We start from the raw sequence: 11,159 nt of genomic DNA, 5'->3' as shown, positions 1-11,159 counted from the left end.
GTCATCCGTTGACCAGCCGGTCGCGGCCCGCCCAGTACCGCGCCTTCAGTTCGCGGCGCATGATCTTCCCGGTGCCGGTCTTGGGCAGTTCGTCGACGAATTCCACCGTGCGCGGCCGTTTGTAGGCCGCGATCGTGTCGAGACAGACCTGCTCGATGTCCGCCGCGGTCACCGCCGCTCCCGCGCGCGGGACCACCACCGCGCGCACCGTCTCGCCCCACCGGTCGTCCGGAACGCCGACCACGGCGACCTCCGCGACGCCGGGCAGCGTGTAGATCGCGTTCTCCACCTCGGTCGGGTACACGTTGAACCCGCCGCTGACGATCATGTCCTTCTTGCGGTCCACGATCCGCAGGAACCCGTCGACCATCCGGCCCACGTCGCCGGTCGCGATCCAGCCGCCGTCGAGGATCGTCTCCGCGGTCTCCTCCGGCAGGTTCCAGTAGCCGGCCATCCCCGCGTCCCCGCGCAGCTGGATCTCGCCCGCCTCGCCGCCCGCGACCGGCTGCCCGGCGCCGTCCACCAGCCGCATCTCGATGAACGGGCTCACCCGGCCCGCCGAGCCCAGCCGGGGCGGCAGTTCGCCGCCGGGGTCGAAGAGATGGTCCTGTTTCGGCAGCCACGAGGACCACGGCATTTCGGTGAGCCCGTAGGACTGCACGAACACCGGGCCCAGCACGGCGATCGCGCGGGCGAGCCGGTCCGGCGCGATCGGCGAACCGCCGTAGAGCACGGTGTGCACGCTCGACACGTCGTACTTGCCGGATTCCAGCACCGGGAGCATCAGGTTGATCATCGTCGGCACCAGCGGCAGCACGGTCACTCGGTGCTTCTCGACCAGCGCGGCGAGTTCCTCGGCGTCGAAGCGGCCCAGCGCGAGCTGGCTCGCGCCGCGCATGAAGTACGCCAGCATCGCGTAGCCGCTGAGATGGGTCAGCGGCGCGGTGTGCGCCAGCACGTCGGAACTCGCCGCGCCGGGCAGCTCCACCAGCACGTTCCGGATGATCGACAGCAGGCTCCGGTGCGTGTGCACCACGCCCTTCGGTTTCCCGCTGGTGCCCGAGGTGTACGGCATCCACGCGACGTCGCCCGGCCAGACCTCCGCCGGTTCCGCCTCCCGCTCCGGGAAAAGCTCCTGGAACGGCACCGCGTCCCCGGCGGGTTCGTCGAGCGCGACGAGCGTTCCGCCGACGACCGTGCTGATCTCGGCCAGGCGCTCGCCGTCGACGATCACCGCGCGGGCGCCGCAGTCCGCCACGATCTCGGCCACCTCGCGCGGATGCAGCCGGTAGCTCAGCGCGACGCGGACGAACCCGCCGATCGCCAGCGCGTGGTCGAGGACGAAGCATTCGGGCCGGTTCTTCGTCAGCACCACGACCCGGTCGCCTTTGGTCAGCCCGAGCGAGCGCAGCCCGCCGACCAGCCGGCGTGCCAGCGAACCCAGCTCGCGGTAGGACACCGTGCGCCCGTCGCGCTCCAGGATCGCGGGCAGGTCTGCGAATTCCCGGTGCCCGCGCAGCAGCACGGACGCCACCGTCGGTCCGCCGGAGGCTTCCTTCGGTTCGTTCACGTCGATACCTCCTCGGATAACTCTTATACTAATAAGCGCCGTCCGGGCCGGCTGTCAAGGCCGGGCTAACTATGATACTAATAATGGCGACGAAGGGAGCCTTCATGAGCACAGCGGACGGCGAAGTCGCACTCGTCACCGGCGCGGCAGGCGCGATCGGCTCGGAAATCTGCCGCGCACTGCGCGCCGCCGGGATCCGTGTGGCGCTCGCCGACGTCGACGAAGCCGCACTCGAACGGACCGTCGCGGACCTGGGTCCCGGCGACGACCTCGCGTCGTTCGCGGCCGACCTCGCCGACGACCGGCAGACCGCCGAGCTGCCGGACCGGGTGCGGGACCACTTCGGCGGACTGGACATCCTGGTCAACAACGCCGGGGTCCGCGAGGTGCTCCCGCTGCTCGACCTCACTCCCGGACAGTGGCGGCGCACGCTCGACATCGACCTCGTCGCGCCGTTCACGCTGGCGCGGGCAGCGATCCCGGGCATGATCGCCCAGGGCGGCGGGAAGATCGTCAACATCGCGTCGATGGCGGGGCTCGCCGCGTTCCGCGACCGAGCCGCCTACAGCAGCGCCAAGGCGGGGTTGATCATGCTCACGAAGGTGATCGCCGTGGAGTGCGGCGACCAGGGCATCCGGTGCAACGCCGTCGCCCCCGGCGTCGTCGAAACCCCGATGACCAGTTCGTTCTTCGGCTCCGCCGACCTGACCGCGTCGATCCGCGCGAACACCCCGATGCGGCGCTGGTGCGGCCCGGCGGAGATCGCCGAGCCGGTCGTGTTCCTGTGCGGCCCGCAAGCCCGGTTCGTCAACGGCACCGTCATCCCGGTCGACGGTGGCTGGACCGCGGGCTACTGCGGAGCCCAACTCTCGCCCCGGCCGAAGGAGTCCTGACGTGCTGACCCACGAAGAACTGTCCGCGAAACAGGAAATCGCCGACCTGCTGCTCGGGTACTGCCGCGGCATCGACCGCTGCGACGCCGAACTGGTCAAGCAGGCGTTCTGGCCGGACGCCTACGACAACCACGGCGCGGACGCGGGCCCGGCATGGGAATTCGCGGACCGGATCGTCGCGGCGAAACTCGCGACCACGGAATGGACCACCCACGCGGTCACCAACCACCTCGTCGAACTCGACGGCGACCGGGCGTTCTCCGAGGCGATCGTGCTGACCTTCCAGAAACAGAAGGACCACCAGGAGATCAACGTTTTCTGCGGCCGCTACGTCGACCGCGTCGAACGGCGCGACGGAACCTGGCGCATCGCCTACCGGCAGATGATCCACGACTGGAGCGGTTCCACCGTGCTCGCGCCCTGGGCGCTGGGCAGCGTCGCCAGCGGAGCGTTCGTCCAGGGCGCCCGCCGCGACGCCGACTTCGTCACCGGCCCCGGCCGCGCAGACCTGATGGGAGCGAAATGAAAGCCCGCGCCGCGGTACAGGTCGCCGACCGGCGATTCGAGATCGAAGAGTTCGACGTGCCCCGGATCGGCCCCGAGGAAGCGCTTCTGCGGGTGGACGCGTGCGGCATGTGCGGCAGTGACGTCGAACAGTACGACGGAGGATTCGCCGCACTCGGCGTGACCTATCCGGTCATCCCCGGCCACGAACCGATCGGCACCGTCGCCGAAATCGGGCCCGAGGCCGCGCGCCGCTGGGGCGTGCGCGCCGGAGACCGGGTCGCCGTCGAACCGGTGCTCGGCTGCGGTTCCTGCCGGTCCTGCCTCACCGGTTCCTACCGCCGCTGCAAGGGATCCGGCAACGGCGCGGCGATCAACGCCTACGGCTACCTGCCGACCGCGCTGACGCCGAGCTTGTGGGGCGGCTACGCCGAATACCTGTACCTGCACCCGCGCACCGTGCTCCACAAGCTGCACGACGATCTGCCTCTGGAGCTGGCCGCGCTCTACCAGCCGATGGCCGCCGGGATCCGCTGGTTCGCCCACGATTCCGGCCTGCGCAGCGGAGACACCGTGGTGATCCTCGGCTGCGGGCAACGCGGCCTGGCCGGGGTCGTCGCCGCGCGCGACGCCGGCGCCGGCCGGATCATCGTGACCGGCCTGGCCCGCGACGCGCACAAATTGGAGCTGGCCAAGCTTTTCGGCGCGGACGTCACGGTGGTCGCCGATGAGGAGGACACCGTGGCCGCGGTCGCCGAGCACACCGGCGGCGAAGGAGCCGACGTGGTCGTGGACGTCACCGCGGTCTCGACCCAGCCCATTGTGGACGCGATCGCCGTCGCCAAGCCCGGCGCGACCGTCGTGCTGGCCGGGGTCAAAGGCTCCGGCGCGACCGTTCCCGGCTTCCTGCCGGACGCGGTGATCACCAAGGAACTCACCGTGAAAGGCCTGTGGTCCCAGGACATCCGCGCGTTCGAGCCCGCGCTCCGGCTGATCGAATCGGGCAAATATCCGCTCGAACGGATGCACACCCACACCTTCGGCCTCGACTCCGTCGCGCGAGCCGTGGAGACCCTGGCCGGACACGTGCCCGGGGAGGACGCGGTGCACGTGATGATCGCCCCGCACGCGAGCTAAGGACGATTGCGGATCAAATAGGACATCAGACCGGTCTGCGCGACGACGCCGTCCTGAGTCACCAGGTCGTACCGCACCCGGACGACCCCGGCATCGCCGCGGCCGGTCATCCGCGTGCCCATCACCCGCGCCCTCGTGTGCACGGTGTCGCCGAACCGAAGCGGCGCCTGGAATTCCCAGTTCTCGATGCCCAGCAACGCCAGCGCCGAGCCCTCGAACGCGCCGGTCCGCGAGCTGAGGCCGAGGCACCACGACAATCCGAGCACGCCGTGCGCGACCCGCTCGCCGAATCGCCCGTCCGCCGCGGCGACCGCGTCGGTGTGCATCGGGTTGTAGTCCCCGGTCGTGGCGGCGAACGACACCACGTCCGCCTCAGTCACCGTGCGACCGGGCGAAACCAGTTCGTCGTCCTCCCCCATCGCCTCGAAATCCTCGAACCACAGCGGCACGGTGAACCACCTCCGGAAGGTACCGTACTTCGTTCGAGCAATCGACGTCGGACGTTCCTCCGCGCCGGCGATCCCTGTTCGGGAACGGACCGGTCAGCGACCGGCTGCCGAACTGTCGGTTCTGGCGGCCCAGGAGGACAGCAGCATCAGCCCGTCATGGGACGGGCTGCCGGGTTCCGCGGTCCACACCACCAGCTGCTGCTCCGGGTCCGCGACGCAGGTCAGCGCGTCCCAGCCGAGGGTCAGCTCGCCGGCGACCGGATGCTTGAACACCTTGCTGCCGCGGTCGCGGGCGGTGGCCCGGTGGTCGCCCCACCAGCGGCGGAAATCCTCGTCCCGCCAGGAAAGCTCGCCCACCAGCGCGGCCATCCGCTGGTCGTGCGGGTCGCGGCCGGCCTCCATCCGCAGCATCGCCGCCGCGGTGCGGGCCATCGGCTCCCAGTCCTGGTGCAACGACTTGAAGACCGGGTCGGAGAACAGCAGCGTGGCCGACCGGTTGCGGCCGCGAGCCGCGGCCGGGTAGGCGGCGCCCCCGGCAGACGACCCGGGACCCATCGACACGCCAAGGTGCGCGCCACGGATTGCCCGTGACGCGCACCCCGCGCCATCCGATCAGTAGATGTTCGACGGGCGGACCATGCCCTCGGCCAGGTCGCCGACACCCGGCGCGATGATCGCTCCCGGGTTGACCAGCACCTTCTCCACGACCGCCGTCTCGGTGGTGATCAGCAGGGCGGCGATCGACGCCGCGCTCTCCAGCGCCGACCGGGTCACCTTCAGCGGGTCGATGACCCCCGCCGCGAAGAGGTCGCAGTAGGCGCCGGCCAGCGCGTCGAAGCCCTGCCCGTTGTCCATGGCCGCGACGCGCTCGAGCACCTCGGCGCCTTCGTAGCCGGCGTTCTCGGCGATCCAGTACAACGGCTCGCCGAGTGCGCGCCGGACGATCTCGCGGCCCTGGGCGGCGTCGCCCTCCAGAGCGGGCAGCTCGACGGTGGTCGCCGCCTGGGCCAGCGCTGCGCCGCCGGCGACGACGCCCTCTTCCAGCGCCGCCCTGGCCGCCGCCAGCGAGTCCTCGACGCGCAGCATCCGCTCCTTCAGCTCCACGCTGGTCGCCGCGCCCACCCGGACCACGGCGACCGTGCCGGACAGCCGGGCGATCCGCAGCTTGAGGCTGTCCTGGTCGTGCTCGATCCGCGCCCGTTCCAGCTGCTTTTCCAGCTGCCCGATGCGGGCCCGCACGGACGCTTCGGCACCCGCGCCGCCGATGATCGTCGTGGTGTCCTCGGTGATCGTGATGTGCTCGCAGCGGCCGAGGTCCCGCTCGGTGACCTCGGCGAGCGTGACGCCGGAGTCCTCGCTGACGACCCGCCCGCCGAGCGCGGCCGCCAGGTCCTCCAGCTCGGCGACCCGCCGGTGCCCGAAGCCGGGCGCGCGGACGACGGCCGCGCGGAAGGTGCCGTGCACGTTGCCGCTGACGATCAGCTGCAGGGCCGGGCCGTCGACGTTCTCGGCGAGCACGACCAGCGGGCGGTCGAGGCGCCGGGCCGCCTCCACGGTCGGCATCAGCTCCTGGACCTGGCTGATCTTCTTGTTGGTGAGCAGGATGACAGGCTCGTCGAAGCTCACCTCCATCCGCTCCCGGTCGGTGACCATGTAGGGCGAGGTGTAGCCGTGGTCGAACTCGATGCCGTCGACCACCTCGACGCTCAGCCCCGGCGAGTCCGACTCCTCGACCTCGACGACACCGTGCCGGCCGACCGCCGACAGCGCCTGCGCGATCACCCGGCCGATGCGTTCGTCGTCGCTGGCGGCGAGCGTCGCGATCCGCTCCAGCTCGGCTTCGCCGGTGACCTCGGCCGCGGACTTGCGCAGCCGCTCGACGACCGCCTCGACGGTCTCTTCGATCCCGCGGCGCACCCGCATGGGGTTCGCGCCTTCGCCGAGCGCGGCCAGTCCTTCCCGGACCATCGCCTGGGCGAGGACGGTGGCGGTCGTGGTGCCGTCGCCGACCGCGCCGTTGGTCTTCATCGCGACTTCCTTGACCAGCTGGGCGCCCATGTTGGCGAAGGGCTCCTCCAGCTGGACCTCCCTGGCGATGGTCACGCCGTCGTTGGTGATGGTCGGCGGGCCGGTCAGCTTCTCCAGCACCGCGTTGCGGCCCTTGGGGCCGAGGGTCACCTTCACCGCGTCGGCCAGGGTGTTGACGCCCAGCTCGAGCCGGCGCCGCGCGTCGACGCTGAACCGCAGCTCCTTCGCCATGATCTCCTACTTCCTTTCAGGGGATGAGAATTGCCCGGCCGCGGACCCGCCCCGCGCTCAGGTCGTCGACGGCCTGCTGGAACTGTTCGAGCCGGTACTGGGCGGTGTGCAGCTTCACCTTGCCCTGGGCGGCGAGCACCATCAGGTCCTGCAGGTCGGTGTAGGAACCCACGAGGTTGCCGACGAAGCTGATCTCGGTGGAGATGATGTCGATCGTCGGCACGTCGAGGTTTTCGCCGTAGCCGACGACGTAGTAGCTGCCCGCACGCCGGAGCATCCGCACGCCTTCGGCGGTCGAGCCGCCTTCGCCGACGAAGTCGATGACGGCTTCCGCGCCGTGGCCACCGGTCAGGTCGAGCACGGTGTCCACATGGGACCCGTCGGCGACGATCGTGACGTCGGCCCCGATCTGCTCGGCCAGCTTGAGCGCCGCGGGGTTGCGGTCGAGCACGACGAGGGTCGCCGCGCTCATCGCCTTCAGGCACTGGACGCCGATGTGGCCGAGGCCGCCCGCGCCGATGACGACGCAGACGTCCCCCGGCCGCAGCACCTTCGCCGCTTTCGCCGCGGCGTGCTGGGCGGTCAGGCCGGCGTCGGCGAGCGCGGCGACGTCGGCCGGTTCGAGGCTGTCGTCCAGCTTTACGCAGGACCGTGCCGACGTCAGCAGGTACTCGGCGTACCCGCCGGCGGTGTCGATGCCGGGGAACCGCGAGTTCTCGCAGTGCACGTCGTCGCCCAGCCGGCAGGCCCGGCACAGCCCGCAGGTCATCAGCGGGTGGAGGATGACCTTGTCGCCCACCGCGACGTTCGTGACCGCGTCGCCGACGGCGTGCACCCAGCCCGCGTTCTCGTGCCCGATCGTGTACGGCAGCGTGACGCCGCTCTTCTCCGCCCACTGGCCTTCGAGGATGTGCAGATCGGTCCGGCAGACACCGGCGGCCCCGACCCGGACGACGACGTCCAGCGGGCCGCTGATCTCCGGTTCCGCGACCTCGCGGAGCTCGAGGTTCCGGTGGTACCCGGTGACCTGGACGGCTTTCATGAGCGGCTCCTCGTGTTCGTGACGAGCGGGGCGGGATCCGCGTCGCCGTACCGGGTGGCGAGCAGCCCCCGGCAGAAGTGCGCGTTGCCCTCGATGGACACACGGGTGGCGGCGGCCAGGCGCAGCCACAACGCGCTGTCCGCCTTCGTGACCGCAGTGCCGTCGTGGCCGACGAGCACGCGGGAGTGCGAACCGGTGGGCAGGCCGAGCGCTTCCCGGCGGCGCAGCAGCGCCGTCTTCAGCGGGCCTTCGGGCAGGTCGAACAGCTCCAGCAGCGGCAGCTCTTCGAGCGTCCAGGCCCCACCGGCGAGCACGGCGCGGCAGCACCGCTCGACGGCGGCCAGGTGCGCCTTGCGCCGGAAGGTCCGGCGCAGCTCCTCCAGGCTGTCTTCGGCTTCGACGCCGAAGGTGCCGACGTACCCGGCTCCCGCCGCGACCCCGCGGTTGATCTTTTCCGAGTCGTGGTGGTCGTCCAGCAGCACCCGGACCCGGCCCGCCCCCGGGACGGCCGCCAGCGCGTCGCAGGCGTCCGAGACCATCAGGTAGGCGAAGTTGGGGGCGCAGAACGACGTCGGCAGGCGCAGGTGCACCTCGACGCCGTCGTCGTCGATGCGCACCGAGCGCACGAAACCGAGTTCGGTCACCGGCTGGTCCAGCTCGGGGTCGAGAACGGTGGCCAGCGCCGCGAGGACCTCGGCTTCCACCGACACGGCCGTGGTCATCGCCCACCCGCCCCGGCGGCGACTTCGGCGCCGGCGTCACCGGCCTGGGTCGGCAGCCGCAGCTGGCGCGGCACGTCGAGGTCGTAGAGCGCGGCGGCGTTGAGGCCGAGGATCTTCTTCTTCTGTTCGGTGGTGATCGCCGGGTACTCGGTCATGTCCCCCGGGATGCGGAAGTCGACGAACCGCTCGACGAGCCACTTCGGCGTCCACAGCGCGTAGTCGCTGCCGAAGAGAATCTTGTCTTCGCCGAGCCAGTACAGCAGCTCGCCGATGATCTGGGCGAAGTACCGCGGCCGGGTGTGGATGAACGGGATCGCCACCGCCAGCCCACCGTACACATTGGACTCCTGGGTGGCGATCCAGCAGAAGTCCTCCAGGCGCGGCAGGCCGACGTGCTCGACGATGAAGTTGAGGTCGAGGTAGTCGGTCGCGACCTTGTCGATGTCGGCGACGTCGAAGGCGTCCCGGTCCAGCGGCCGGATCGTCGGTCCCTTGTGGACGTGGATGTTGCGGATGCCGAGGGCGAGGCACTCCTCCAGGTAGCGGCGCGACCACGGCTCGTCGAGCTTGTAGCCGCGCGAGTCGCCGTGCCACTCCGCGGTGTAGAGCTTGACGCCCTTGAGGTTCATCCGCTCGGCGTCGCGGCGCAGCCGCTCGAGGCCGGCTTCGCCGTCGCGCGGGTCGTAGGCGTGGTTGTAGGTCAGCTTGTCGGGGTGCTGCCGGGCGAGGCCGAACGCCTCCTCGGTCTGCCCGAACCCGGTCTTGTAGAACTCGGTGAGCAGCGTGGCCTGGAAGATCGCGTGGTCGACGTGCCCTTCGCCGAAGACGTCCTTCATGAACCGCTCGGCACCGTAGTAGGTGTAGGTGTCGTAGTCCCAGACGACCTCTTCGGGGCTGAGGTTGCGGTGGTAGTCGTAGAAGCAGTCGATGAACTGCTTGCCGTGGACGTTCTTGAGGTTGGCCTCGCGGGCGTCCCAGATGTGGACGTGGCCGTCGACGACGTAGTACTGCTCGCCATCCTTCTCGTACATCGGAGATCCTCACCCTTCGGTGCGTCGTGTGTGGTGGGGGTGGTGGTGACGGGGCCCCCGGTGCCCCGCCACCACCGGGTGGGCGCGGTCCGCTCAGCCGTGGGCCGAGAGGTCGAAGCCGATGTACTCGGCGGCGTCCTCGGGGTTGGCGAACAGCAGGGTGCGGTCGTCCAGGTGCACCATGCGCCCGTAGTGGGTGGAGCTGATCTCCTCGAAGACCGAGCCGTCGAACGGCTGGCCGAGGGCGTCGGTCAGCTCGGCGTAGTCGAACTCGAGCAGCTTGCGGCCGTCCACCCGGATCATGGACGGGTACTCGACGAGGGCCACGTCGTCCTTGGCGCCCATCACGTCGGCGACGACGCGGCCGATCGGCGTGTTCATCAGGGTGACGCCGCACATGTTCGACGCCTCTGTCTGCGACCCGAACTGCATGGGAGTGCTCACTGGTCCAGCTCCTTCGGCACGTCGAGCCCGAGCTCCGAGAGCAGCTGGGCGAACTTCTCCTTGGTCGCGGCGAGCGAGTCCGCGAAGGTGCGGGTTTTCTCGGCGGGCTGCGACCAGATCGGCTGCAGCGCGAGCGCGGCGTCCAGGCACCGCGGCACCCAGGTCGACAGCCACTGGCCGAACAGCTCCCGGTTGGCGGCGCCGAACCGCTCGTCGCGGGTGAGCAGCCGGAACAGGGCACGGGTGCAGGTGAGGTCGCGGCTGTAGTCGTGCTCGCCGGTGCCCACGATGGTCGGGGTGATGTAGTCGCCGTTCCTGGCGGAGATCTGCATCACCAGCTCCGAGCGGAAGAGCTGCCCGACGAGCTGCTCGAACACGACGTTGGTGCCGAACAGCAGCTCGGCCCAGTCGCCGACGGCGGTCAGCTCCTCGACCACGCGCCGGGTGGGCTGCCACTCGGGGGCCGACTGCCAGACCTCCTTGTGGACCGCGCCGTCGAAGGTGTCGAGCGACTCGGCGAGGTCGAGGTTGAACAGCGCGAGGTCCTGGGCGAAGCGCATCTTGTGCGCGGCGTTGACCGCGACCGCGGTGTTGATCATGTTGGTGGGGCCGGAACGCTGGATCGAGGTGAACACGTGCAGCGCCATCCCGTTCTCGGCGTGCATCCAGGCGCCGAGGTTGCGGGCGATGAACTTCTGCCACGCGGCGTTCCAGCCACCGTAGGCGTTGGCGCGCTTGGCGTTTTCCAGCCCGAGGGCGACCTGCCGGACCACCGCGGAGTTGTTCCGGTAGATGGTCTGCTCCCACTCCTCGTTCGGGTCGAGGAAGGCGTGCCAGTTCGAGGACTTCGCGCGGGTCCACTCCGGCGGGTAGCCCCCGGGCCCGTTGCCGAAGCCGTAGATCCAGCCCTGCGACAGGTGCCGTTCGGGGTCGGGCTGGACGTCGACGGTCACGTCCTCGTACACCGTCGCCCGCAGCTTGGCCGGCTTGAAGTAGGAGTAGGCCCGGCTCTTGGAGCTGGGGAACTCGAGGGCGCCGGCTTCCGAGTCGGTGAACTCCACCTTCGGGAAGCTGCGCGCTTTCGGCGCGGGTGTTGCCATGTCGTCTC

12 protein-coding genes are annotated in these 11,159 nt (G+C 70.2%); 3 read left to right on the top strand and 9 right to left on the bottom strand.

Features of this window, described 5'->3' with window-relative positions; translation table 11 throughout:
* Position 1: 1 nt before the first annotated feature.
* Positions 2-1,570 (bottom strand): class I adenylate-forming enzyme family protein, encoded by a 1,569-nt coding sequence (locus BT341_RS24210; RefSeq protein ID WP_084742986.1) that lies wholly within the window; start codon positions 1,568-1,570, stop codon positions 2-4.
* A gap of 104 nt (positions 1,571-1,674) precedes the next feature.
* Here BT341_RS24210 and BT341_RS24205 point away from each other — a divergent pair, with 104 nt between their 5' ends.
* Genes BT341_RS24205 through BT341_RS24195 form a run of 3 tightly spaced genes read left to right on the top strand, consistent with a single transcriptional unit; the run spans position 1,675 to position 4,104 of the window.
* Complete coding sequence (locus BT341_RS24205; protein ID WP_084742985.1) at positions 1,675-2,463, top strand: SDR family NAD(P)-dependent oxidoreductase; 789 nt, start codon at positions 1,675-1,677, stop codon at positions 2,461-2,463.
* A 1-nt stretch (position 2,464) separates the two neighbouring features.
* Positions 2,465-2,989, top strand: coding sequence for a nuclear transport factor 2 family protein (locus tag BT341_RS24200; protein WP_072478454.1), 525 nt, complete (start codon positions 2,465-2,467; stop codon positions 2,987-2,989).
* The gene (locus BT341_RS24195; RefSeq protein ID WP_072478453.1) at positions 2,986-4,104 is read left to right on the top strand and encodes a zinc-dependent alcohol dehydrogenase; all 1,119 of its coding nucleotides are present in this window, start codon (positions 2,986-2,988) and stop codon (positions 4,102-4,104) included. The genes BT341_RS24200 and BT341_RS24195 overlap by 4 nt, the downstream gene beginning before the upstream one ends.
* Here BT341_RS24195 and BT341_RS24190 read toward each other — a convergent pair.
* From BT341_RS24190 to BT341_RS24155, 8 genes are all read right to left on the bottom strand, one after another.
* Entirely contained in the window at positions 4,101-4,553 is a 453-nt protein-coding gene (locus tag BT341_RS24190) for a MaoC/PaaZ C-terminal domain-containing protein (protein ID WP_072478452.1), read from the bottom strand. The genes BT341_RS24195 and BT341_RS24190 overlap by 4 nt on opposite strands.
* Before the next feature lie 93 nt (positions 4,554-4,646).
* Positions 4,647-5,108: an MmyB family transcriptional regulator gene (locus BT341_RS24185; RefSeq protein WP_143168630.1), complete on the bottom strand. Its 462-nt coding sequence runs from the start codon at positions 5,106-5,108 to the stop codon at positions 4,647-4,649.
* A gap of 57 nt (positions 5,109-5,165) precedes the next feature.
* Positions 5,166-6,812: a chaperonin GroEL gene (groL, locus tag BT341_RS24180; RefSeq protein WP_072478450.1), complete on the bottom strand. Its 1,647-nt coding sequence runs from the start codon at positions 6,810-6,812 to the stop codon at positions 5,166-5,168.
* 16 nt (positions 6,813-6,828) lie between these two features.
* Complete coding sequence (locus BT341_RS24175) at positions 6,829-7,854, bottom strand: NAD(P)-dependent alcohol dehydrogenase (RefSeq protein ID WP_072478449.1); 1,026 nt, start codon at positions 7,852-7,854, stop codon at positions 6,829-6,831.
* Entirely contained in the window at positions 7,851-8,576 is a 726-nt protein-coding gene (locus tag BT341_RS24170; protein ID WP_072478448.1) for a metal-sulfur cluster assembly factor, read from the bottom strand. Before BT341_RS24170 ends, BT341_RS24175 begins: the two co-directional genes overlap by 4 nt.
* Entirely contained in the window at positions 8,573-9,607 is a 1,035-nt protein-coding gene (locus BT341_RS24165; protein ID WP_072478447.1) for an amidohydrolase family protein, read from the bottom strand. The genes BT341_RS24170 and BT341_RS24165 overlap by 4 nt, the downstream gene beginning before the upstream one ends.
* Before the next feature lie 93 nt (positions 9,608-9,700).
* Positions 9,701-10,051 (bottom strand): propane 2-monooxygenase effector subunit MimD, encoded by a 351-nt coding sequence (mimD, locus tag BT341_RS24160; RefSeq protein ID WP_425426400.1) that lies wholly within the window; start codon positions 10,049-10,051, stop codon positions 9,701-9,703.
* The gene (locus BT341_RS24155) at positions 10,048-11,151 is read right to left on the bottom strand and encodes an aromatic/alkene monooxygenase hydroxylase subunit beta (RefSeq protein WP_072478445.1); all 1,104 of its coding nucleotides are present in this window, start codon (positions 11,149-11,151) and stop codon (positions 10,048-10,050) included. The genes mimD and BT341_RS24155 overlap by 4 nt, the downstream gene beginning before the upstream one ends.
* Positions 11,152-11,159: the final 8 nt, after the last annotated feature.

Origin of the sequence: Amycolatopsis australiensis (assembly GCF_900119165.1) — a bacterium.
Classification (GTDB): Bacteria; Actinomycetota; Actinomycetes; order Mycobacteriales; family Pseudonocardiaceae; genus Amycolatopsis; species Amycolatopsis australiensis.
This window is presented reverse-complemented; position numbering and strand designations above follow the sequence as displayed.